This is a genomic window from Nocardiopsis sp. iso_40 (assembly GCF_056173285.1).
This window is the reverse complement of the sequence record NZ_CM149666.1, coordinates 2,910,222-2,932,254: the sequence shown is the minus strand read 5'-3', so window position 1 is coordinate 2,932,254 and position 22,033 is coordinate 2,910,222. Positions and strand designations below refer to the sequence as shown.

The 22,033-nt window shown below is 72.4% G+C and carries 21 protein-coding genes; 7 read left to right on the top strand and 14 right to left on the bottom strand.

Going from position 1 to position 22,033, the window contains the following annotated elements; translation table 11 throughout:
• Nucleotides 1-603: 603 nt before the first annotated feature.
• The 5 genes from AC0VYD_RS12725 to AC0VYD_RS12705 all read right to left on the bottom strand — a co-directional run bounded on the left by AC0VYD_RS12725 (nucleotide 604) and on the right by AC0VYD_RS12705 (nucleotide 4,633).
• Nucleotides 604-1,482, bottom strand: a complete 879-nt coding sequence (locus AC0VYD_RS12725; RefSeq protein WP_475480078.1) for a VOC family protein — start codon at nucleotides 1,480-1,482, stop codon at nucleotides 604-606.
• Between the two features lie 117 nt (nucleotides 1,483-1,599).
• Nucleotides 1,600-2,832, bottom strand: a complete 1,233-nt coding sequence (locus AC0VYD_RS12720) for an MFS transporter (protein ID WP_475480077.1) — start codon at nucleotides 2,830-2,832, stop codon at nucleotides 1,600-1,602.
• A 154-nt stretch (nucleotides 2,833-2,986) separates the two neighbouring features.
• The gene (locus AC0VYD_RS12715; protein ID WP_475480076.1) at nucleotides 2,987-3,469 is read right to left on the bottom strand and encodes a hypothetical protein; all 483 of its coding nucleotides are present in this window, start codon (nucleotides 3,467-3,469) and stop codon (nucleotides 2,987-2,989) included.
• 76 nt (nucleotides 3,470-3,545) lie between these two features.
• A complete protein-coding gene (locus tag AC0VYD_RS12710; RefSeq protein ID WP_475480075.1) occupies nucleotides 3,546-4,079 on the bottom strand; it encodes an NUDIX hydrolase in 534 nt (177 codons plus the stop codon).
• A gap of 137 nt (nucleotides 4,080-4,216) precedes the next feature.
• Nucleotides 4,217-4,633, bottom strand: coding sequence for a GNAT family N-acetyltransferase (locus tag AC0VYD_RS12705; RefSeq protein ID WP_475480074.1), 417 nt, complete (start codon nucleotides 4,631-4,633; stop codon nucleotides 4,217-4,219).
• A gap of 216 nt (nucleotides 4,634-4,849) precedes the next feature.
• Between AC0VYD_RS12705 and AC0VYD_RS12700 the strand changes: the two genes are divergently transcribed.
• The 5 genes from AC0VYD_RS12700 (at nucleotide 4,850) to AC0VYD_RS12680 (ending at nucleotide 8,460) form a co-directional block, all read left to right on the top strand.
• On the top strand, nucleotides 4,850-5,206 hold the full coding sequence (locus tag AC0VYD_RS12700; RefSeq protein WP_475480073.1) for a DUF3817 domain-containing protein: 357 nt from the start codon (nucleotides 4,850-4,852) through the stop codon (nucleotides 5,204-5,206).
• 123 nt (nucleotides 5,207-5,329) lie between these two features.
• Nucleotides 5,330-5,668, top strand: a complete 339-nt coding sequence (locus tag AC0VYD_RS12695; protein ID WP_475480072.1) for a hypothetical protein — start codon at nucleotides 5,330-5,332, stop codon at nucleotides 5,666-5,668.
• A gap of 95 nt (nucleotides 5,669-5,763) precedes the next feature.
• Nucleotides 5,764-6,654: a LysR substrate-binding domain-containing protein gene (locus AC0VYD_RS12690; RefSeq protein WP_475480071.1), complete on the top strand. Its 891-nt coding sequence runs from the start codon at nucleotides 5,764-5,766 to the stop codon at nucleotides 6,652-6,654.
• 109 nt (nucleotides 6,655-6,763) lie between these two features.
• Complete coding sequence (locus tag AC0VYD_RS12685) at nucleotides 6,764-7,849, top strand: S-(hydroxymethyl)mycothiol dehydrogenase (RefSeq protein WP_475480070.1); 1,086 nt, start codon at nucleotides 6,764-6,766, stop codon at nucleotides 7,847-7,849.
• Nucleotides 7,846-8,460: an MBL fold metallo-hydrolase gene (locus AC0VYD_RS12680; RefSeq protein WP_473039809.1), complete on the top strand. Its 615-nt coding sequence runs from the start codon at nucleotides 7,846-7,848 to the stop codon at nucleotides 8,458-8,460. Before AC0VYD_RS12685 ends, AC0VYD_RS12680 begins: the two co-directional genes overlap by 4 nt.
• 113 nt (nucleotides 8,461-8,573) lie before the next feature.
• On the opposite strand, the gene AC0VYD_RS12675 is transcribed toward AC0VYD_RS12680, so the two are convergent.
• From AC0VYD_RS12675 to AC0VYD_RS12640, 8 genes are all read right to left on the bottom strand, one after another.
• Nucleotides 8,574-9,341, bottom strand: a complete 768-nt coding sequence (locus AC0VYD_RS12675; RefSeq protein ID WP_475480069.1) for a DUF4352 domain-containing protein — start codon at nucleotides 9,339-9,341, stop codon at nucleotides 8,574-8,576.
• 253 nt (nucleotides 9,342-9,594) lie between these two features.
• Nucleotides 9,595-11,373 carry a protein kinase domain-containing protein gene (locus AC0VYD_RS12670; protein ID WP_475480068.1) on the bottom strand — a complete coding sequence of 593 codons (1,779 nt, stop codon included), beginning with the start codon at nucleotides 11,371-11,373 and terminating at the stop codon, nucleotides 9,595-9,597.
• Entirely contained in the window at nucleotides 11,370-13,673 is a 2,304-nt protein-coding gene (locus AC0VYD_RS12665; protein WP_475480067.1) for a transglutaminase-like domain-containing protein, read from the bottom strand. Before AC0VYD_RS12665 ends, AC0VYD_RS12670 begins: the two co-directional genes overlap by 4 nt.
• Nucleotides 13,661-14,791 carry a DUF58 domain-containing protein gene (locus tag AC0VYD_RS12660; protein ID WP_475480066.1) on the bottom strand — a complete coding sequence of 377 codons (1,131 nt, stop codon included), beginning with the start codon at nucleotides 14,789-14,791 and terminating at the stop codon, nucleotides 13,661-13,663. The genes AC0VYD_RS12665 and AC0VYD_RS12660 overlap by 13 nt, the downstream gene beginning before the upstream one ends.
• Nucleotides 14,791-15,825: an AAA family ATPase gene (locus AC0VYD_RS12655; RefSeq protein WP_475480065.1), complete on the bottom strand. Its 1,035-nt coding sequence runs from the start codon at nucleotides 15,823-15,825 to the stop codon at nucleotides 14,791-14,793. The genes AC0VYD_RS12660 and AC0VYD_RS12655 overlap by 1 nt, the downstream gene beginning before the upstream one ends.
• Nucleotides 15,826-15,852: 27 nt before the next feature.
• Nucleotides 15,853-16,239: an ABC transporter permease gene (locus tag AC0VYD_RS12650; RefSeq protein ID WP_475480064.1), complete on the bottom strand. Its 387-nt coding sequence runs from the start codon at nucleotides 16,237-16,239 to the stop codon at nucleotides 15,853-15,855.
• Nucleotides 16,240-16,264: 25 nt separating this feature from the next.
• On the bottom strand, nucleotides 16,265-16,561 hold the full coding sequence (locus AC0VYD_RS12645) for a WXG100 family type VII secretion target (protein ID WP_191270210.1): 297 nt from the start codon (nucleotides 16,559-16,561) through the stop codon (nucleotides 16,265-16,267).
• 72 nt (nucleotides 16,562-16,633) lie between these two features.
• A complete protein-coding gene (locus AC0VYD_RS12640; protein WP_475480063.1) occupies nucleotides 16,634-16,966 on the bottom strand; it encodes a hypothetical protein in 333 nt (110 codons plus the stop codon).
• Between the two features lie 396 nt (nucleotides 16,967-17,362).
• On the opposite strand from AC0VYD_RS12640, the gene AC0VYD_RS12635 reads away from it, so the two are divergent.
• Nucleotides 17,363-17,788, top strand: coding sequence for a hypothetical protein (locus AC0VYD_RS12635; RefSeq protein WP_475480062.1), 426 nt, complete (start codon nucleotides 17,363-17,365; stop codon nucleotides 17,786-17,788).
• A 62-nt stretch (nucleotides 17,789-17,850) separates the two neighbouring features.
• Nucleotides 17,851-20,514: a TPR repeat domain-containing protein gene (locus AC0VYD_RS12630; protein ID WP_475480061.1), complete on the top strand. Its 2,664-nt coding sequence runs from the start codon at nucleotides 17,851-17,853 to the stop codon at nucleotides 20,512-20,514.
• Between the two features lie 100 nt (nucleotides 20,515-20,614).
• Here AC0VYD_RS12630 and eccD read toward each other — a convergent pair whose 3' ends face one another.
• Complete coding sequence (gene eccD / locus AC0VYD_RS12625) at nucleotides 20,615-21,961, bottom strand: type VII secretion integral membrane protein EccD (RefSeq protein ID WP_475480060.1); 1,347 nt, start codon at nucleotides 21,959-21,961, stop codon at nucleotides 20,615-20,617.
• Nucleotides 21,962-22,033 lie beyond the last annotated feature (72 nt).

Genomic DNA, 22,033 nt, shown 5'->3' with positions numbered 1-22,033 from the left:
CCTCACCAAACACGCCCAGGGGTGGTTTTCCAGATTTCGTGGGGCCGGTCCGTGCTCAGGGTGACACGCCGAGGGCCGGGCGTTGGCCCGGGGCCTCCTTCTTCCGCTGGTGAGCACCTCCAGGGCCCGCTACCGGGAAAGGGCATTCACCCCGGCTCTGAAGGGCCAGGCCCCCTGCCCAACAACACGGTGGAGCGGTTTCCACGCCTACGTGTCGATGAAGCTCACCCGGGTCTGAGCGGAACCTGCCCCGGCACTCCTCGGCCCGGCTGGTGTGGATGACGATGGCGTCGAGGCAGGCGTGCACGTCGAAGGTCGATTCCTGCATGGCCGTCCCTACTGCTCCGAGGGGGTCGTTGCGCGAGGACTGGGAGAAACGGGGGCTGCCTCCCGACTTCCAGTCTGCGCAACGGTGCCACCAGTGGCAAGAGGGAGATCTCCGGCTGTGGACCACACGCCGTCCCGCCCCCGGGACGCCTCCCGCACGGGGGTGCGAAGGGCAGGGCGGCGCTGTCGTGCCGAAGGGCACGGCCGGTCCCCCTCATCCTCCGGCAGGGGGACAACCGTGCGTGCCGGTGCGGACCCCTCGGGTTCGGCCCGGCCTCACTCCGCAGGGCGGTGGAACTCGTTGACCGCGATGGCCGCGCCCCTCGGGTCCTGGAAGGCGCCGTAACGCAGGCCGCCCAGGTCGGCGAGGGGGGTGACGACGGTTCCGCCGAGCTGCGCGACCCGGCTCAGGACCGATTCGGCGTCCGAGACGGTGAACTCCACGGACCACTGCGGCACGGTGTCGGCGAGGGCCTCGTAGGGGACCACCGACAACCAGCCGACGGCGTCCATGAACCCCTCGGGCGCACCGGTCGCGGCGTGCCGGTCCCGGAGCCCCGGGTCCTGCTTCTCCCGGAAGTCGCCGTACCCCGGAAGGTACAGCATCGTGGCCTCCTCGGCCCCTCCCATGGTCACCCGCTGGATCTTCCAGCCGAAGACCTCACCGTAGAAGGCCTCCGCGGCCTCCGGGTCGGAGGTGACCAGGTTGCTGAAGTTCCAGGTCCCCGGCATGTTCACCAGGTGGGCGCCGCCGCTCCCCCGGGCCTCCCAGAGCCCGAACCGGGCCCCCGCCGAGTCGGCGCAGACCGCCACACGGGCGACACCCTCGACGTCGTCGGGGCCGCGCAGGACGCTGCCGCCCGCCGCGACCACCCGTTCGGCGGTCTCGTCCGCGCTGTCCACCCGCACATAGGTGGTCCACACGGATGCGTCCACGGGTTCGGCGAGCAACGAGCCCAGCCCGGCGACGTCCCCCTCCCGGTCGGGGAGGTGTGCCACGAAGTAGGGTTTCGGGGACCCCTCGGGTGTGCGTTCCTCGAACCGCCATCCGAGCACGTCCCCGAAGAAAGCGGTCGCGAGTTCGTCCCCGGGTTCGGAGAGCTCCACCCAGCAGGGAACCCCGGCCGGATACCGGGCCTGTTCGAGCTCGGCCATCGCTCCCCCTCTCATCGTCGCTCGGTGTCCCCCGAACCCTTCCCCGAACCCGGCGCCTGAATCCGGCTCCGCCTCCCAGAACCCGGGTCCGAGGAGGTCCCGGTCAGGTCGGATGTCTCACACCGTGGGTCTCCGCTCCAGGCGGAGCCGGGCCCGGATCCGCGGCACGAACCACAGCGCGGCCGCCGACGCCAGCAGGCAGTACGCACCGAGGGCGGCGACCTGGGACGGGTACCCCAGCCCCGCGTCGATGAGGAGGCCGACGGCCCCGGGGCCCGCGGCCGAGGCCAGGACCAGCACCACCACTATGTTCGACCGGATCGCTCCGAGGTGGGCGACCCCGTACACCTCCGGCCACACGGTGCCGATCAGGCTGAGGGACAGGCCGTTCGTGACCCCGTAGAGGGCCATGAACACCAGGATGCTCCACGGGCCCTCGACGACCGCCAGGACCAGCAGCCCCGCGCCCAGGGGGAGCAGGAAGCAGGGCACGAGCCGGAGCCCGGTGACCCGGTCGACGAGGACGCCGCCCGCCAGGTTGGCCGCGACGGTCACCGCCGCGTACACGGAGAAGGCCGAGGCGGACAGGGCGGGCGACCAGCCCCGCAGCTCGGCCAGGTGCGCCTGATGGAAGAACACCGTGTTGCCGATGAGTGCCGGAGCCGCCATCGCGGTGAGCAGCAGGAAAAAGTAGGGGTCCCGCAGGGTCTGGTTCCTGGTCCAGCTGCGGGCCGGGACCGTCGGCCGCTCACCGGCCACCCGGGGCGGTGTGCGTTCCCTGCGCACGAGAACGGACATCGGCCAGGCGAGCAGTACGAGCGCACCGGCCACGAGCCACCAGGCCTCCCGCCAGCCGACGACGGCCAGCACCGCCACGACGGCGAGCGGGAACAGGGCCTCCGCCGTGTTCAGCCCCAGGGTGGCCACCGAGGTGGCACGGCCGCGTTCCCGGTCGAACCACCGCCCGGCCAGGGTGAACGAGGTGTGCGAGAGCATCCCCTGACCGAACAGGCGCAGGAGGAACAGGGCCAGCAGGAGGACCCACACGTTGGTGGCGAGCGCCAGGGCCACTGCTCCAGCGGCCAGCATCAGCATGAGCGCGGGCACGACCCGTCCGGCGGGGTGGCGGTCCACGACCTTGCCGAGTTGGGCCAGTGCCAGGGCACCCGCCAGGGTCGCGACCGTGAACAGGGACCCGAACTGCCCGTGCGACAGGCCCAGGGACTCCCGGATGTCGGCGGAGAAGAGGGAGACGAAGAAGGTGTGCCCGAAGGAGCAGAACAGGAAGAGCGCGAAACACCCCAGCAGCCAGCGCCGGTCGGCTCTCAGGAAGGACAGGTATCCAAGCACGACAGCCCGTATCCGTTCCGTATCCGGTGATCCCCGTACGCCGGGGGCAGGAGGACCTTATCCGTATCCGCCGGAACAGGGGCGTTTCATGTCACGACCGGGACGACCGAAACAGGCCCGCAGGAGCGAGGGCCGCCGGACTCCCCGCCCCCGGCTACCCCCGGCGGGCCCCTGCGGGCCAGATGACGTCGACGTGCACCCCGCGCTCCCGGGCGGCCCCGACGGCGTCACCGGTCCCGCCCCGGCCGCCCGCGGGCCTGCCGTCCCACACGGCGAACAGGCGGTCGATCCCGCCCAGGACCGCCTCGTTGGCGTCGGCGTAGGCGGCCCTGCCCGCGGTCCGGTGCGGCATGTACCGCACCAGGGTCGAACGCATGAGCAGGGTGTCGAACCGTTCGAGGTTGTCGGGCTTGACCTTGGCCTCCCGGTAGTCGACGGACGGCAGGACCACTTCGAGCCCGCCGCCCGCCCGGAGCACGGCCTCGGCGAAGAGCTGGTCGGCCCCGCGCGCCAGGCAGGAGACGCCGACGAGACCGTCACCCGCATGGGCTTCGAGTGCCCCGGCCAGGGCCGCGCGTACCAGCGGCACGCTGTCCGGGGTGAGGTTCGAGTGACCGGTGATACCGATGCGGGTCACGCTGGCTCCTTGGTTCGGTTGTTCGACAGCAGGGTATGCGGGCCCTCGCCCCGGTTCCGGACGCTGTGGCGGGCGCTCATCCCGGGCGGCCCGTCCCGTACAGGTACAGCAGGGCCGTCATCGACGTGCCGTTGACCAGCCTGCGCTCCCCCACCAGCTTCGGCACCTCCGTGAGGGGCACCCACTCGACGTGTTCGGCCTCCCAGTCATCGGCCGGGTCGCCGACGTGTTCGGCGGACTCCGCGAGGAAGACGTGGTGCTCGGAGTCGCTGATCCCCGCGCTCGGCTGCACGCACACCAGCGGTCGCAACGGGCCGGGGCGCCACCCCGTCTCCTCCTCCACCTCGCGTGCCGCAGCGGCCTCGGGCGTCTCACCCTCCTCGACCGCCCCCATGGGGATCTCGTAGCCCCAGGTGTCGGTGATGAACCGGTGCCGCCACTCCAGCAGGACCTCGTCGTGACGGTTCACGACCACCGCCCCGGCCCCGGGCGCCGAGCGGATCAGCCGGTGTTCCAGGCGGCGTCCACCGCTGATCTCCACGTCAGCGACCCGGATGTCCAACCACCGGTCCGCGTAGAGGGAGGTTTCGGAGTGAACGGTCCAGCGCACGGAGAACTCCCGGTCTTCGGTGACAGTGCCGACACAAGGCAACCACGACCCGGCCCGGACACGTCCCTGACCGCTGCCTAGTACTCCGCGGTCAGCAGAACGAGGCCGTGTGACCGGAGTCCGGACGCGGGACGGCCTCACCGCAGCCGGAGCAGGCCCGCCCGGGTGGGACCGAACCCGCAGGCCCGCCGGTAGAAACCTTCGAGGTGTGGTTCGTAGTCGACGTGCAGCCACTCCACGCCCGACCCGCGCAGGTCCTCGGTCAGGGCCGCGACGACGCGCCCGCCGACACCGCGACGCCCCATGTCCGGAGCCACCGCCGTGTCCAGCAGGAACGCGTGCTTGCCGCCGTCCCACACGGCGTGGACGAAGCCCACGAGCCTCCCGCCGACGAAGGCCCCGGCCCAGGACCGGCTGTGCCTGGCGAGCCTCTCGGACCAGGGGGTCAGCTCGAACTCGTGGTCGAACGCCTCGGAGTGCAGGCGGGACAGCTCCTCGTCGTCGACGGGGCACCGGACACGGATCTCCTCGGCTCCTGGTGGCTCCTCAGGCATACGGAGACGCTACTACCCGCCCCGTCCTTTCGATGGTCGAGCTCTCCCGTGGTGCAGGTGGTACCGCGCGGGCTCCAGGACACCTGGTCGGTCGCCCCTCCCCGCGGCGGACACGGCCCCGGAGGCGGGCCCCGGAAAGGGTGGCCTAACCTGGACACGGCCCGGAGGTCTCCCGGGACCTCCCCCGAACAGCGACGACAAGCCCGAGGAACCGCGTTGAGCATCACATCCCTGACCGCCCGGACCTTCCGCGTGGTGGCCGTCTTCGAGGCCTTCACCTGGGCCGGGCTGCTCGTCGGCATGTACTTCAAGTACCTCGGCAGCGGCAGCGAGCTCGGCGTGCAGGTCTTCGGCCCGCTGCACGGCGGAGCGTTCATGGTGTACGTACTGGTGAGCCTGGTCGCCGCCTACCAGTTCCGCTGGGGCGTGTGGCCGACCCTGGTCGCGCTGGCCGCGTCCATCCCTCCCCTGGGCACCCTGCCCGCCGACTGGTGGCTGCACCGGACCGGGCGCCTGACCCCTGCGAACGAGCACACCCGCAAGGCCGCCGAAGAGCCCGAAAAGGTCGCCTGAACACGCTCCCGTCAGTTCCACCGGGCCGTGAGGCTGTGCTGCGCGCAAGCGGCTCCGTGTCACACCCGGCGCTTCGCGGATATTCACTGTCCACTGGCACGGCAGCCGTGCCAGCCTGCGGGCATGGCAGAGTTTCGAGTTCACGCGGGCCGTCGCTACGCCCTCCTGTTCCCCTACTCGTTCCCGGACGAGACCTGGCGTGTGGAGCTGAGCGAGGCCGTCCCGGAGTCGCCAGCCAGCCAGGCGGGCTCTGAGGGGACCACGTACCTGACCGGTCCCGCCTTTCTGGTTGCGGTGATCCCCGACGAGGATCCGGACCTGGAGCCGAGCGTCAGCGTCCACAGCCCGGAGGAGCACGTGATTCCCTACGAGATCATGTGCTGGTTCATGGGGCAGGTGGCCGACCAGGTGGAACGCTGCCGTGTCGCGTTCGAACGGGAAGAACACGCAGCGGTGGAATGATTGTGCGGCGGCTGGTGTGATCACGGCGTCGGGCCCCTCCCGAACGGGTCCGTTCGCCCGTCCGGGACCGCGCCCGACCCCTTAGGCTCCGCGATGTGGAGCTACGACATCTGAGACACTTCGTCGCGGTCTGCGAGGAGGAGCACTTCACCCGGGCCGCCGAGTACCTCGGCATCACCCAGTCCGGCCTGTCCGCGTCGATCCGCGCCCTGGAACGGGACCTCGACGCGCAACTGCTGCTGCGCACCACCCGCCGGGTCACCCCCACCCCGACCGGGCGGCTTCTCCTCACCGAGGCCCAGCGCATCCTGGCCGCGACCGACGGCCTGCGGGAGCTGGTCACCGACGACCACGGGGTGCGCGGCGCCCTGTCCCTGGGCACCGAACAGTGCATGGGCGTGGTGGAGGCCGCGCCCCTCCTGCACTGGTACCGGGAGCGCCACCCCAACGTCGCGATCAACCTCCAACAGGCCGCCACCGGGCAGCTGCTCGACCTGGTGGGTACGGGCAGGCTCGACGCCGCCCTGGTGGCCGGGCCGCTCGACGCGGTCGGGGGTGTGCGGCTGCTACGGATCACCGAAGAGCCGCTGATGCTGCTGACCGCCGCCGGCCACCCGGTGGACGGGGAAGCCCTCCCCGAGGCGTTGGGCGAGGAGGAGTACGTGGACCTGCACCCGGGGTGGGGCGCCCGGGACTGCGCCGACCGGGCGTTCGCCGACCTCGGGATCGCCCGGCGGGTGGCCCTGCAGGTCAACGACGTGTACACGCTGCTGGACCTGGTGCACCGGCGGATGGGGGTGGCGGTGGTACCCCGCCCGGTGACCCGCAAACCCCAGGCCGAGGGGCTCAGGAGCACCGCCCTCCCGGGACGGACGCGGTGGCGGGTGGCTCTGGCGCTGCCCGGCTCCGCGCGACCCTCCGCGGCCACCCGCGCCTTCCTGCAACTGCTCGGCGAGAAGCATCCGATTGATGACTCCCATTTGTGAGTCCCACACTTTCCACATGTTGGACACGCGTACCGGCGGTGCGGCAGGGTGACCTGAGGCGGTGCCCCCCGGCACCGCCCACCGGCCACGAGGTTCAGGGAGAACTCGCATGTCCCAACAGGTCCAGGGTGTGATCTCACGCGCGAAGGGCGCACCGGTCGAACTGACCACCATCGTCATTCCCGACCCCGGTCCGGGCGAGGCGGTCGTCCGGATCCAGGCGTGCGGGGTCTGCCACACCGACCTGCACTACCGCGAGGGCGGGATCAACGACGAGTACCCCTTCCTGCTCGGCCACGAGGCCGCTGGCGTGGTGGAGACCGTCGGTGCCGGTGTCACCGGCGTCGAGCCCGGCGACTACGTCATCCTCAACTGGCGTGCCGTGTGCGGGCAGTGCCGCGCCTGCAGCCGGGGACGGCCGCAGTACTGCTTCGACACGCACAACGCCGAGCAGAAGATGACCCTGGAGGACGGCACCGAGCTCTCCCCCGCCCTGGGGATCGGCGCGTTCGCGGAGAAGACGCTGGTCGCCGCCGGCCAGTGCACCAAGGTCGACCCGGCCGCCTCCCCCGCCGCGGCGGGCCTGCTGGGCTGCGGGATCATGGCCGGGATCGGGGCCGCCGTCAACACCGGCGGGGTGGGTCGCGGCGACTCGGTGGCGGTCATCGGCTGCGGCGGGGTGGGGAGCGCGGCCGTGGCCGGGGCCCGCCTGGCCGGGGCCGACCGGATCATCGCCGTGGACCTGGAGGACCGCAAGCTGGAGTGGGCGCGCGGGTTCGGCGCCACCCACACCGTCAACGCCGGCCAGGGCGACCCGGTCGAGGCGATCCGCGAACTCACCGGCGGGTTCGGGGCGGACGTGGTGATCGACGCCGTCGGCGTCCCCAAGACCTACGAGCAGGCGTTCTACGCCCGCGACCTGGCGGGAACCGTGGTGCTGGTGGGCGTGCCCACCCCCGACATGCGGCTGGAACTGCCACTGCTGGACGTGTTCGGCCGGGGCGGTGCGCTGAAGTCCTCCTGGTACGGCGACTGCCTGCCCTCCCGCGACTTCCCCATGCTCATCGACCTCTACACCCAGGGCAGGCTGGACCTGGACGGATTCGTCACCGAGGAGATCGGTATCGGTGACATCGAGGAGGCCTTCGCCCGCATGGAGCGGGGCGATGTACTGCGATCGGTGGTGCGGCTGTGAGTGACGCGCGAGTGGAACACCTGACCACGTCCGGGGTCTTCACCCTGGACGGCGGTTCCTGGGACGTGGACAACAACGTCTGGCTGGTGGGGGACGACGAGGAGGTCGTCGTGATCGACGCCCCGCACGACGCCGGGGCGATCACCGCCGCGGTGGACGGGCGCCGGGTCGTGGCGGTGCTGTGCACACACGGCCACAACGACCACGTCAACGCCGCCCCCGCGGTGGCCGACGCGACGGGGGCGCCGATCCTGCTGCACCCCGAGGACCGGGTGCTGTGGGACATGACCCACCCGGACCGGGCTCCGGACGGCGACCTGGCCGACGGGCAGAGCGTGCGGGTCGGGGGCACGGAGCTGACGGTGCTGCACACCCCGGGCCACGCGCCGGGGGCGGTGTGCGTGTACGCGCCCGAACTGGGTGTGCTGTTCAGCGGTGACACCCTGTTCCAGGGCGGTCCGGGCGCGACGGGCAGGTCGTACTCGGACTTCCCGACCATCGTGGACTCGATCCGCCGGAAGCTGCTGACGCTGCCCGCGGACACGGTGGTCAACACCGGGCACGGCGACTCCACGACCATCGGTGCGGAGGCCCCGAACATCCAGGAGTAGTCAGACCGGGGCCGGAGGCCGGGGTACCGGGTCCACCGGAACGGACGGGCGGGGCGGGTGCCTACCGCACCGCCCGTCCGTGGTCCGTCCCCCGGTGTCCGGCCCCTCGGCGGTCAGTCGAGCCGGATCTCGAGCGGCGCGTTCATGCTCCAGATGTCATTCACCTCCAACGCGACCATCTCGGTCCCCTCGGGGACGTCGAAGGCGGCCCTGCCCGTGGCCTGGTTCCCCGGGTTGATCTGTTCCAGGAAGAACGAGTCGGCTTCCAGGCTGTTGCTCGCGGAGTAGCTGTTCCCGTCGGCGTCGACCAGGGAGAGCGCGCTGCTGTCGAAGACGGTGGCCTCGCTGCCGCTGTTCTCCACCGTCAGGTCGACGATGAAGAACTCGCCCTGGGCCTGCTTCTCGGTGAACTCGCCGCCGAACGTACCGGTGGTCTCCGTGCTGTTCACCGTGACCATCCAGTCGCCCACCTCTCCGGTGTCACCGACACCGACGGTCTCCTCGTCTTCGGCGGCTTCCTCAGCGCCTTCTTCTGCACCCTCCTCTTCCGCTCCGGACGTGCCCTCCCCGCCACCCGCAGTGGTCTCAGCGTCCTGCTCGACTGCAGCGGTACACGCGAACATTCCCAGGACGATCACGGCGGCGGCCAGCAGGATCCACGGCCACTTCCTCCTCTTCTTCGGCGGTGCCGCCTGCGGGGGCCAGTACTGCGGCGGCGGGCCGTACTGCTGTGGGCCACCCTGCAGCGGCGGCCCGTACTGCTGGGGACCGTACTGTGGCGGCCCGTACTGCGGCGGGCCTCCGCCCTGCGGCGGCCCCTGCTGCTGTGGCCCGTGCTGCTGCGGATCGTTCTGCGACGGTCCGCCCTGCATGCTGCTCATGGCGCACAACTCCCTGCACAATCTCAGCGGGGGGCAAAACATCCCCCTTCCAGGGTCACGCACCTCCACGGGAAAACAGGGAAAGCAAAGGGCATCTCTGCTTTCGGATAGAACAATGCGACAGCAAATCCACTGAAACAGGAACCAGGACACGACAACCTTTTCGGTGTTCCCGTGGCGGTGCCCCGTCCGACCGTGGCCGGGCAGGGCGCAAACCTGCCGGGCGGAGACGGCGGGGGTAGGACCGGGCGGGTCAGGCCGGGTCCGACCGGTCGGTACACACCTGCTCCGAGGGGGCGATCTCGTCCACGCTGAGCACGGCGACGACCACGAAGCAGTACTCCCGGCCCGGGTCGAGGGCGCTGACCCTGGCCCGGCCCGCACCGGGCTCGGCGTCGGCGAGGTTGCCCGGGGTCTCCCCGGCGGGGCCGCCGACCACCTGGTGGGCCGCGGCGGGATCGGTGTTGTCGGTCCAGGTCACCAGCACGGTGTGCCCGGTGTCCTCCAGCGCGAGGTCGGTGGGTGCGGCCCCCTCGACCCGGTCTGCGGGCGGCGCGGGGGCTCCGCTCTCCCCATCCCCGGGGCTGTCGGAACCGCTCTGCTGTTCCCGGGGCGAGGCGGCGGCCTCCGGCGAGGAACCGTCCTGACGGACCTGTTCGACGAGGTCCCCTCCGGCACCGGGCCGGAGGACGGCGACCGCGCCGAGGGTGACGGCGACGAAGGCGATGGCTGCGACGGTGACCCCGATGAACAGGGGGCGCCGGGGGGCCGGGCCGTGCGGTCGGGTACTGGTCTCGGGCGGCCCCGGGGGTTCGGGGGGTTCCGGGAACGGCGACGGAGGCTGCGGCGGTACCGGGCGGTCGGCCGGTGACTCGGTCCTCCTGGGCGGGCCCGGTTCGGGTGCGGCGGGCGGGGGCTCGGCCGAGGTTCCGGCCCACCCGGGCAGAGCCGCCCAGGCGAGCTCCGGCGACCCGGCCGGGAAGCGCTCGGGAAGGCCGGGGGTGCTGCGGACGTCCTCGGTTGCGGGGGGCTCTTCGGGGGCGGAGCGGCCGTCCTCGGAAACGGTGTCGGCCGCCCCGTCACCCCCATCGGCGGGCGGAGCGGCGGGGACGGCGAGGTCCTCCGCCTCTCCACTGTCCCCCGGGCCTTCCGAACTCCCCGGGTCTTCCGGGTTCCCCGGTTCCTCCTCGCCCCCTGCTCCCCCGGGGCCCGCCACCGCCGCGCCCGTGTCCGGAGCACCGCCGAGTTCCTCGGCGAGGGCGGCGGCGTCCTGGCGTCGTCCGGGGTCCCGGGACAGTGCGCGGTCGAGGACCTCGCGCAGGTGTGCGGGCAGGTCGGCGCGCGGCAGCCGGGGCGGGTCCTCGGCCAGGACCCGCTCCCGGTAGGCGAACGGGTCCTCCGGTCCGCCGTCCCCCCGGGCGAAGGGCGGGTGTCCGGCGAGCAGCGTCCAGAGCACCGTGGCGAGCCCGTAGACGTCGGACGCGGGGGTGCGGCGGTCCGAGCGCAACGCCTCCGGGGAGGCGTGTGCGACCGCCGCCGGGTCGGGCCCGACCGGTTCGGGCCACTGCTCCACGGGCAGCACACCGCCGACGTCGGCGAGGACGGCCCCCGCCGGGGCGCACAGGACGTTGCCCGGCTCCACCCGGTTGTGCAGCAGGCCCCGGTCGTGCAGCGCGGCCAGTGCCCGGGCCACCGAGCGGCCCACGGCGAGGACCTCCTGCAACGGCAGCGGTCCGCGGTCCTCCAGCGCGGCCGCGTAGTCCCCCCGGGGGTACAGGTCCATGGCGACGAAGGCCCTGCCGGAGGAGGTCCGTCCGCCGCCCACCGCCGCGACCAGGCCCGGGATCCCGGTGAGTTCACCCAGCCGGTCGGCCTCGGCGGTCCCGGCGGCGTCCCGCATGACCTTGAGCGCGACCGGGGCGTCGTCCCCGTCGCGCCGCGCCCGGTAGACGGTCGAGGCCGACCCCCGGTAGAGCACCTCCGGGGAGTGGAACCCCGGGGCCAGTCTGCTGTGCTGTTCCGCTCCGCTCATCGGAGTCCCCTCCGTCCGCGGCCCGTAGCCGGGCCGTCCCGCCACAACAGCGGGCGGGGGTCGAACCACCAGGCCAATCGCCTGAGCCGGGGCCCGCCCTTTCTCAGTGCACGCTGGTGGTCCCGCACGGTCCGCGCGGCACCCGCCGCGGCCCCCGCGTCGACCCCGATCCCGCCGCCGAAGCCCGCGCTGTTGACAGCGCCCGCCAACCGGTCGAGTCCCGGGGCTAGCGCCGGGGAGGGCACCAGGTCGCGGGCGAGCGCGACGGTGTCGGTGACGGTGTGCCCGGCGGGCAGGTCCGCCGCGCTCATCCGGATCCCGTCCCGCAGTTCGCGCCAGGCCCCCAGGACGCGGTCCGCGGGCGGTCCGGTGCCCAGTCGCAGTGCACGGCGGGTGAGCCGCGACGCTGGGACGAGCAGGAGTACGGCGAACAGGGTTCCGGCGACGGCCGCCGCCCGCACCGCTCCGAGGCGGTCCCCGCCCTCGCGCCCGGGTGCCGCCTCCCCCGGGTCCTGCCCGCCGGAGGAACCCTCGAACTCCTTTGCTTCGGGGTCACTGGAGCTCTCGCCGCCCTCTGGGCTGGGCCCCGCGCTCTGTTCGTCCTCCCCGCCGGGGGTGACGTGGAAGGGCACCCAGCCCAGACCGTCGAAGTACACCTCGCCCCAGGCGTAGGCGTCACCGGTGCGCACCTCGTACTCCCCGCCGCCCCGTTCCGTGCCGGGGGCGAAACCGACGGCCACCCGGCTGGGCAGCCCGGCGGCGCGGGCCAGCATGGCGAAGGCGCTCGCGAACTGCTCGGAGGTGCCTGCGCCGCCCCGGCCGCCGGGCGCCGCGAGGAGGGCGTCGATGTGCGCGTAGCCGTGCCCGCCGGGGGTCGTGGGGTCGAAGGAGTGGGAGTCGCGCAGGTAGTCGGCGATGGCTCTCGCCCGGTGGTGGTACCCGCCCTCGGAGGCGATCTCGGAGACGACCTCGTCGAGGATGGGCGGCGCCCCCGGGGGCAGGTCCCGGTAGAGCTCGTAGACGTCCCCCACGGGCGGGGCCGCCCGGGAGGCGTCGACGCCGCTCCAGTCGGCGACCTCGCCGGACACCTCGTAGCTGTGGCCCGCCACACCGCCGTCCAGGTTGACGACGGTGCCGGTGAGCGCGTCGTATCCGGGTGCGTCTATCCCCACCCGGCGGGGAACCCCGACCACCGGCGCCCAGCTGCCCGGGAGGTCGTCCCCGACGGTGATCCGTGCGGTGACGGTCTCGGCCCCCGGCGGCGGCGGTACCGGTGCGGGGAGGGTCTGGCCCGCGTTCCGGTAACCGCTCTCGGGCAGCCAGGTGGTCCCGGTGAAGTCGGCGAGGGCGACCCAGCGCAGCTCCACGGGGGCCTCGGACTCGACGGTGAGCAGGTGCCCGTCGGGCTGGGCGGCCCACCCGGGCAGGTAGCTGAGCGGGTTGAGGGCCTGCTGTGAGTCCATGGGCGGGGCGAGGGCGGCACGCGGGTCGGCGGGTTCGGCGGACCATCCGGCGAGCAGCAGCGGGCCGCCGAACACCGCGGTGGCGGCGGTGAGCACGCAGACGGCCCCGGTGACCGCGGCGTCGCGGACCCGGGACGGTGCGACGGGGCGCTCGTCCACCTGGATGCCCAGCGCGGGCGAGCCCACGCCGTCCGTGCCGGGGCCCGGCCGGACGGACATGACCAGGACCGCGGCCGCGCCGAGCAGGCCGATGGAGGTGAAACCGGGCGGGGTGACGGGCCCGTTGAGGACCACGGCGCCCACGAGCAGCAGGAGCCCGGGCAGCAGGGCGAGCACCCGGCGTTCGTCCCGCCAGGCCAGGGCCGCGGCGGTACCGGCCAGCCAGGTGGCCAGCAGCGGCAGGGTGAGGGTGTCGACGCTGGGCGGGACCGGCGCGGTCGTGGTGAGGATGCGCGCCCCCGAGTGCAGGAGCGCATCGCCCGCGCCGCGCAGGACCCCGCTCTCCTCCCCCGGGAGCCGGGCCGCGCCGAGCAGCACGGCGGCCAGGGGCAGCGGAACACCGGTGAGTACCGTCCGGAGCGCGCTGTACCGGGTGCGCAGGAGCAGGGCGAGCGTGACGGAGACGACCGCGCCCGCGGCCAGGAGCGCGTGGACCGGGGCGGACGGGGCGTAGGAGGGCGCCAGGGCCGCGCCGCCCGCGTAGGTGGTCAGGACCAGCCCGGCGGCGGCCAGGAGGGTTCCGGGCGGGGGCGGGAACACGCGCGGCCGCCGTGTGGGAGCGGCGGGCGCGGGGTTCGGCGCTGTCCGTTCGGGGGCGGGGGCCGTCACCGTGGCCATGGTGCCTCGTTCCAGCGGTCGGCGAACGACGCGGCGTCGCCGGCGGTGATGAGTGTGACGGAGGGCGGCGCGGGCGGGCGCTCCGGTTGGCCCAGGAGCGCCGCGAACAGCCCGGAGTAGCGGTCTCCGAGCTGCCCGAAGATCCGCAGGTCGGCGGGGTCCAGGGCACCGCTGACCAGGATGGCGGTGTCCCCCTCGCTGCGGGTGCGGGCCAGGTGGAGGGCGTCGGCGAGGTTTCCTCCGGGGTCGGGTTCGGCTTCGGCGAGCAGGTCGAGCAGGGGCGGCAGGCCCCCGGTGCTGTCCCTGCCGCGTCCGCTGACCAGCCGCAGCTCGCAGTGGAGCGCGGCGCGCACCCCGGTGGCCAGGAGGGAGGCCGCCGCTCCGGTGACCTCGTCCAGCCGGGGGGTGCCTCCCGGGCAGGGCCGGTCGTCGACGAGGACGCACACGCGGGTCTGGGAGGTGTCGACGTACTCGCGGACCACGAGCCGGTCCAGGCGGGCCGAGCTGCGCCAGTGAACGTGGCGCAGGTCGTCGCCGGGCGCGTAGTCGCGCAGCGTGTGGAAGGTGAGGGTTCCGGCCCGGGCACCGTCGACCTCGCCGTCGGGGTCGGCGACGTTGCCGACGGGGATGGCGCGCAGGTACTGCCAGCGCGGGTGCACCCACACCCGGTCGGTGCCGCCGTAGGAGCGGCCGCTCTCGGCCAGCCCGAGGGGGTCGGAGCGGCCCGCGCGCAGGGGGCCGAGTTCGACGACCCCGCGCCGGAAGGGCTGGAGCCAGTAGTCCGAACCGCCGGTGCCGCCGCCGGGCAGCGGCGCCAGGGGGACGTCGTGCCGGCCGTCGGGGCCGAGGACCCGTTCGGTGATGCGCAGGTGGCGGCGTCCGGTGTTACGGGCACGCAGGTGCACCCGCACGGACCGGCCGGGGGTGGTGCGGGTGCCCGAGGGCAGGGAACGCAGCACCGCGACGTCGGCGGTGCGGCCCACGGCCAGGGCGGCCACGGCCACGGCCAGGACTGCGAGCGCGCCGAGCAGGGCGAGTTCCTGGTACTGGGAGAGGACTCCGACGGCCAGCAGCAGCGCCCCCGCGCCCGCCACCAGCCACCCCCGTGTGGTCGGCATCAGCTGACCGCCGTCGCCCCCGGTCGGCCCGGCCGTGGGGCCGGGGTCGCCTCGAGGATCTCGGCGAGCACGTCGGTGCCGGTGCGGCCGCCCACGGAGGACTCCGGGGACAGCACCAGGCGGTGCGCCCACACCGGCTGGGCCAGGGTCTTGACGTCCTCGGGCGTGGCGTAGGGGCGGCCGGAGGTCAGGGCGAGCGTGCGGGCCGCGTGGGCCATGGCCACGGTAGCCCGGGTGGACAGGCCGACGCTGAGCGCGGGGTGTTCGCGGGTGGCCCGGGCCACGCGCAGCAAGTACTCGTAGACGGAGTCGTCGACGTGCACGCGGCGGGCGGCCCGGCGGACGCGGTCCATCCGTTCGGCGTCGGTGCAGGCGGGCAGGGAGTCCGGTGAGGTGAGGCGGTCGCCGCGGATGATGGCCAGTTCGGCGACCGGGTCCGCGTAGCCGACGGTCAGCCGCATCAGGAACCGGTCGAGCTGTGCCTCGGGGAGGCGGTAGGTGCCCGACATCTCCACGGGGTTCTGGGTGGCCACCACCAGGAAGGGTGCGGGGACCGGGTGACGGACGCCGTCCACCGTGACCGCCCCCTCCTCCATGACCTCCAGGAGCGCCGACTGGGTCTTGGGGGAGGCCCGGTTGACCTCGTCGGCGATGACGACGTTGGCGAAGACCGGGCCCGGGTGGAACTCGAACTCCCGGGTGGCCTGGTTGAACACGGTCACGCCGGTCACGTCGGAGGGCAGCAGGTCGGGGGTGAACTGCACGCGCCTCCAGACACCGTCCACGGAGGAGGCGACGGCGCGGGCCAGGGTGGTCTTGCCGGTGCCGGGAACGTCCTCCAGCAGGAGGTGCCCCTGGGCGAGCAGGGCGACCAGGGCGAGCCGCACCACCTCGGCCTTGCCCAGGAGCGCGGACCCGACGGAGGCGGCCATGCCGTCGAACTCGTCCGCGTGGACCGCCGCCTCGTCAGCCGAGACCGGCACGTTCGGGCCGGGCTGGTGGGAGGGGGGTCCTGCGTGGTCGTTGGTGTTCACTGATGTCTTTCGGCTGTACGAGGGCGGTCAGGGCGTCGGGTCCGGCCCCTGCGGGTCCCTCTCCTGCGGGGTCACGGGCGTCAGCGGGTTCTGGTTCTGCGTCTGGGTCTGGCCGCGTTCCTCGTCGAGGTCGCGTTGGGCCTGGAAGGCCCCGACCACGACGATGGCCGCGGCGAGGACGGAGGCGATGATCAGGCCGACGACCACCGAGGGCCACACGCGCTGTCGGGCGCGCCAGTAGCGGCTGGAGCCGTACAGCAGGGCGGCGCGCAGCTGTCTGCGGCGCAGGGCGTCGGCCTGCAGGACGTAGCGCTCGGTGTCGGGGGTGGCCTGGAAGGCCTGGGGCAGCTGCGTGGGGGGCGGCGGGACCGGTTCCTCCGGCGCCGCCCCCGGTGTCCGGGTCGGGTGGGACATGCGTGTCAGGGAACCGTGCGCCGGATCAGTCGAACAGGCCGTCGAGGTACTTCTTGGTGCTCTGGTAGCCGTCCACGGTGCCGTCCACGGCGTCGATCATCTTGGTGAAGCCGCGGTTGGTCATGTCGAAGGCGTTGTTGAACTCGGTCGCGCGGGCCTGGAACTTCTCGTCGCCGCCCTCCCACTTCTCGACGAGGCCCCTGGCCTGGGTGTCGATGTCCTGCATGATCGTCCGGAAGTAGCCGAGGTAGGTCCGCTGGTCGATGTTCAGGTCGTTGAGCTGGTCGATGTCGGCGCCGACCTCGTACCTGTTCACGCTCATGTGGTGGTCTCGCTCTCTAGGGGGCCTGCTCCGGGAGGCCTGGCCCCGAGGGGCCGGGCACGGGGGCCGGGCTCAGTTGATCGGCTTCATGTAGGTGAGCTCCTGCTGGGCCTGCGCGAAGGCCTGCTCACTGTCACCGTCGGTCTCGTTGATCTTCGCCTGGCCGAGGTTGAGGTTGACGCCGTACTTCTCGCACCACCTGAGCAGTGCGTTGAAGCCGGTGACCAACTCGGCCTGACCTTCCCGGTAGGCCCGGAGCGCGCCGCCCTGGAGCGCCTGTCCGTCCTGGTCGAGGACGTCGAGGAGCGACCGCAGGCGTTCCGTGAGCCCCTGGCTCTGCTCGTCGAGACGGCTCCCGCCCTGGGACAGGGAGGTGGTCTCCTCTGTTCCGACCCGCTGACTCATGTACCGGTCCTTTCCCCTGCCGACCGCCCTGACCTGCGTTCACCGCCGGTTCAGGGGCGTTGTCACTCCGCGGAGTTCCGGGAGGCCGGTCCGTTCGGTTCTGAAACCACTCGGAACGGGAAGGTAGTGAATCCTCACATCTCCTGTCAACGCGGTAGAAATCGCGTCAACCAATGCGGTGTTCGCGGCATCTCAGGCGGACGAAGGTGCCCGCGGGCGAGGTCGCGGTGTGTGACCACCGCCACGGATGACGGTACGGAACCCGCTGGGACACCGGAAGGGGGACTGCCTACCCTCATAGGGGTTCGCGTCCCCACGGCGCCAGCCGGCCCCTCGTGACCCCGGGCCCCGGCCGCACCGGTACATCCAGCGAAACACAGGTGAGGAGAGTCGGTCATGGGCGAGGCATCGACAGTCGCGGGCAACACGGCGGACGGCGCCGCAGGCGGACGGAGCAGTGAACGGGCGCACGAGCTCCTGGCGGGGATCTCGAAGGCCTTCGAGACCGCGATGGACGGTCTCGACAGGGAATCCGTGGAGAAGAGGATCAACAGCGCCTTCGCGGCCTACTACGCCGATCACAGGGGTCCGGTGGAGAAGGTGGAGCAGAACGGCGTCACCATCTCCCGAAACGTCGTGTCGGCGGCGGAACGGGTGAACCAGGCCGACGGGGAGGCCGAGGAGGGGCACCGGTCGGCCGTCCCCTACGTCCTGAACCCGGTGTTCACCGACCAGGCGCAGACACTGCCCGTGGGCGTCCTGGCCCCCGAGTACTACGAGTCCGGCGGCCCCACCCACCTCCAGCGCGACGTGAACCGCTGACCCCGGCGCCCCGTCCCGCCCCCACCGCGTCCACATCCCCGTGTCACGGAAGGCACCCGAGAATGACCTCGACGCCCGAGCCCCCGTTCCCTCCCTCCCCCTTCGCCCCCGAGCCGCGCAACCCGTTCTTCAACCCCCACGCGGCGAGGATCCCCGAGTTCGATCCACCGGACACCGAGGTGGACCTGACCGGCCTCCAGGAGGAGTGCGACAGTGCCTGGAAACTGGCCGGACGGGTCCTGGGCGACGCCGGAACGGGGCGCGAGGCCATCACCCGGTCCGCCAGGGAGTTCAGTGAGCTGATCGACTCCGACATCAGCTCCGCGGGGGCCTTCAACGAGAAGGAGTGGCAGAAGGCCTGTCTGGTCCTCACCTACGCCGCCTCGGTCGCCGACATGTGGCGCAAGGACGTCAAGGAGTTCAGGGACAAGCGCCAGGACCTGATCGGCCGGTACCAGAACGCCGCCCTTCTCGCGGGGCTCGTGAAGAGCGACTTCTCACCCTCCCATCCGGGGTCGAACCCCTTCCTGCAGCCCGGGTTGGAGAGTCCGCCGGTCTACGGGCCCCACGCGCCCAGCCCGCGCCAGATCGCCTACGACGAGGTGCACCGGGAGTTCATGCGCAAGGGACAGAAGCTCAAGGACGAGTTGGAGGAGACCGCCGAGGAACGGGCGACCCTGCTCGACGAGGGCCCCGACCCGAGCAACCTGAAGCTCCTCGTCGAGGCCGGGGCCCTCGGCTGGGGCGCCTACAACATCCTGGGCGCGGACAGGGACGTCCCGCTGCCGGTCTCCACGGGCCAGGCCGAGAAGATGGCCAAGGAGCTGGAGGCCTACCTGAACGGGGACAAGGAGCCGGACGCCCGGTTCCATGAGATCCTCGCGGCGGTCGGCGCGGTCGCGGCCAAGGCCGAAGCCCTGCAGAAGGCCAACAAGCCCGGCATGGGTCCGCAGCACCCGATGTCCGCCGCCAGCTCCCCTCCGGGGCTGGACGAGGAGGAGATCGAGTTCCTCGAGACGTTCTACGGCGAGCTGGAGGAGATGACCCCGACCGGCGTCGTGCACGTGATGCCCTGGTTGGAGGGTGACTCCGGCCCGGACTGGAGTGCCGCGGAGCGGAAGGCCTTCGCGACCGGGGTTTCCAACGGGCTGCTCGTCCTGTCCGACGAGGACCTCGGCGGCGGCCAGGAGCGTCTGCCCGAGAGCGTCCAGGACCTCGCCAACGGGATCCCCTTCACCGCCTGGCGGGAGAACGGGTTGTCGGGCAGCCGGGCCGAGGGGGTGCATTCGCACAACTGGCTCGCCGACGCCGACGACTTCAGCCGACTGCTCCGGCACGCCGACCCCGGCCTGCGCGGCGGCACGGAATTCTCCAGCAACCTCACCCTGAGCACGGGACACCACCTGGGCAACGACCACCTCGCGATCACCCAGGAGCGCGAGAAGGCGCTCGGTGCGCTCCTGGACGTGTCCACACGCAACGAGGAGGCCAACCACCGCGTCCTGACCACCACCAACGAGCACCCGGGCGGCTACACCGACGACTCGCGCTACGACGCCGCGCGGATGCCCGGCTTCGACAGCAACGCCGACGCCCTGCTCGGGCTGTACGCCTTCGACTGGAAGGACGGCGGCGAGGCCGTCGCGGGCCTCACCGACTGGATTCCCGAGTTCAGCGAGGGAACGCCGTCGCAGGCCCGGATGGCCGGCAACGCGGCCGCCGGGCTGATGGGAACACTGGCGGGAAGCGAGGGCGGCGGGCCCTTCCACGACACCGACAACCAGAGCGAGACGAACTACCAACGCGCGGTCACCGAGATCAACCCGAAGCTCACCGAGAGCTTGATGAAGGTCTACCTGAACTACGAGGACGACTTCGTCGTGGCCAGCGACACGGACGGGTACGGTGCCGTGTCGGGGTCGGACGGGAGCCTACTGCTACACGAACCCGGAGACCTCGCCCTCCACCTCAGCGACGGGACGAAGCAGGGATTCTTCCAACTCCTGATCGCGGACGACGACAACGCGCCGATCGTCACCACGTCGGTCGAAGCCCTGGAGAGACGCCTCATCGACGGGGCGATCGACAACTCCGCAGAAGGTTCGGCCGGTGTGGCTGGGGGACGGGTGGGACATATCCGCACCCTGCTGCACGACGCCATGATCAACGAGTACGAGTCCCGGTACGACGACAACAAGAGAGCCAAGCAGCAGGCGGCCGACAACTGGCAGACCGCGTTCAACATCGGGGTCGCGCTCAACAACGGCGTCCTCGGTTCGGTCCCGGGGCCGGGCAGTGCCCTGGCCTTCGGTGGCGAAAGCATCCTCCGCCTCCTGGAGCACCCTCAGAAGGAGGCGTACCTGGAGCGTTGGGCGGCGGACAACGCGGGTGACGAGAAGTCGATCGTGGACATCGTCGACACGGGCCCGAAGGCACACCGGCACGCCCAGCTCCAGCTCCTCCAGGTCTACCTCGAACATGAGGCGGTCGACACCCGGGCGTTGAAGGACCAAGGCCTGCTCCCCCAGAACCACGACCCGGCCAAGGACCCGGTCTACCCCGCGGTCTTCGACACCCTCTCGAAGGATCCCATCGGATACTTCCCCGCTCTGGAGAGCATCCTCGAGGAAGCGGGCAGATCCGCGGAGGTGAACGGCGGTCACGAGGACTGGGTCGAAAAGATCTGGAGGCGGTCGAGAGGAACTACGATGTTTCGCCCTACGTGATCAAGGACGAGAAGTAACCGTTCACCGGCTCTCCCCTGCCCCGCGGACCGGGGAGAGCCGCCCGTGCACCCTTCTCCGAAAGCACGGGCGGCTCACTGCGTCAGAAGGGCAGTTCGATCGAGGTCACGGCCTCGTACACGCCCAGGGCCCACACCGCCGCGACGCACATGCCGATGACGGCCGCGACCTCCACACCGTTGAGGGTCCGCCGCAGGGAAGCGCGGGGAACGTCGGTCAGGCGCACCGCGCTCAGCGCGGCGACCGCCGTGCCGACCAGCAGGGCCGCGGCGGGCGCCAGGGCCAGGGACCACCCGGAACCGGAGGCCGCGACGGCGCCGGCCACGGCCAGCCCGCACACGCCGCCCAACCGGACCGGCAGCACGTGGGCGACCCGGTCGAAGAGCCGGGAGCGCATGAGCAGGACCAGCGACACGAAGGCGGCCAACACCAGGTCACGGGCCCCCTGCCCGGTGAGCGCCAGAAGCGCGGTCGCCGCCACGGCCGCCGCCACCACGCCCAGGAGCGACCCGAGCAGCAGCCGGTCGCTGGTGGCCAGGCCCGCCTCGAACCTCCCGGTGTCGGTCCGGCCGACCTGGCGCACCTCGTAGTCCAGTCCGGAAAGCCCGCCCAGGGCCAGGGCCATCCGCGGCAGCGCACCGATCCCCAGGACCAGCAGCACGGACAGGAGCCGCAGGGCCATCGGGCCGTCCACGAACAGGCCGACGGCCACGAGCAGGACCGAGGAGCCGGTGACCACGCTCAGCCCGGCGAGGTAGGGCAGCAGCGCGTGGTCCAGCGCCCACCCCGCCGCGGCCGCGGCCAGCGCGCCCGCACAGGCGAACAGGACCAGCGCCACGGGTGCGGGCGGGGCCCCGCCCACCGCGAGCACCGCCAGCACTGCGGTCAGGGCTCCCCAACCGCAGGCGGCGACCTGGACGGCGTGGGCGCCCCCGGTCGGGGACCGGCGTCCGGCCAGCCACAGGAGCCCCAGGGACACCAGGAGTCCCAGGGGCGCCACGACCAGGTCCGCGGGCGCGGTGCGGACCACAGCCATCACCAGGGCCAGCAGCAGGGGGCCCAGTGCCGCCAGGGCCAGGCCGAGACCCAGAGTGGTGGAGGGCCGCCACAGCCACGCGGTCTCGTCCACGCGGTCCTCCACGGAGCCGCGAACGTCGTCGACGAAGCCCGGGCGTTCGGGGGCGGTCTCCCTGCGCAGGACGAGGACGTCGCCGTCCAGGACACCGGCCTCCCGCAGGGACCCCCCGGCGGGCAGCGGGGTCCCGTCGACCCGGGCCAGGCTCCACTCGGCGGCCTGGAGGCCGTCCGGTCCGGGTGAGCACACCCGCACCACCTGGGGCATGAGGGTGGCCACGGAGACGGTGCCCGGCAGGGCGAGGTCGGCCCACTTGTCGGGCCCCGTGACCGTGACCCGGCAGTATCCGCTCACGAAACGTGCTCCGTTCTCGAGTTCTGGAATCGGGCGCCCCGGCCGGGAACCGGGGGCTCGGGGATGGGATCC

Excerpts from the sequence above, each read along its gene's own strand:
- AC0VYD_RS12640 (WP_475480063.1), bottom strand. The coding sequence starts at position 16,966 with ATGAGTCAGCGGGTCGGAACAGAGGAGACCACCTCCCTGTCCCAGGGC.
- AC0VYD_RS12650 (WP_475480064.1), bottom strand. The coding sequence starts at position 16,239 with ATGTCCCACCCGACCCGGACACCGGGGGCGGCGCCGGAGGAACCGGTC.
- AC0VYD_RS12645 (WP_191270210.1), bottom strand. The coding sequence starts at position 16,561 with ATGAGCGTGAACAGGTACGAGGTCGGCGCCGACATCGACCAGCTCAAC.
- AC0VYD_RS12695 (WP_475480072.1), top strand. The coding sequence starts at position 5,330 with ATGGCAGAGTTTCGAGTTCACGCGGGCCGTCGCTACGCCCTCCTGTTC.
- AC0VYD_RS12725 (WP_475480078.1), bottom strand. The coding sequence starts at position 1,482 with ATGGCCGAGCTCGAACAGGCCCGGTATCCGGCCGGGGTTCCCTGCTGG.
- AC0VYD_RS12675 (WP_475480069.1), bottom strand. The coding sequence starts at position 9,341 with ATGAGCAGCATGCAGGGCGGACCGTCGCAGAACGATCCGCAGCAGCAC.
- AC0VYD_RS12685 (WP_475480070.1), top strand. The coding sequence starts at position 6,764 with ATGTCCCAACAGGTCCAGGGTGTGATCTCACGCGCGAAGGGCGCACCG.
- AC0VYD_RS12670 (WP_475480068.1), bottom strand. The coding sequence starts at position 11,373 with ATGAGCGGAGCGGAACAGCACAGCAGACTGGCCCCGGGGTTCCACTCC.
- AC0VYD_RS12705 (WP_475480074.1), bottom strand. The coding sequence starts at position 4,633 with ATGCCTGAGGAGCCACCAGGAGCCGAGGAGATCCGTGTCCGGTGCCCC.
- AC0VYD_RS12635 (WP_475480062.1), top strand. The coding sequence starts at position 17,363 with ATGGGCGAGGCATCGACAGTCGCGGGCAACACGGCGGACGGCGCCGCA.
- AC0VYD_RS12630 (WP_475480061.1), top strand. The coding sequence starts at position 17,851 with ATGACCTCGACGCCCGAGCCCCCGTTCCCTCCCTCCCCCTTCGCCCCC.
- AC0VYD_RS12660 (WP_475480066.1), bottom strand. The coding sequence starts at position 14,791 with ATGCCGACCACACGGGGGTGGCTGGTGGCGGGCGCGGGGGCGCTGCTG.
- AC0VYD_RS12665 (WP_475480067.1), bottom strand. The coding sequence starts at position 13,673 with ATGGCCACGGTGACGGCCCCCGCCCCCGAACGGACAGCGCCGAACCCC.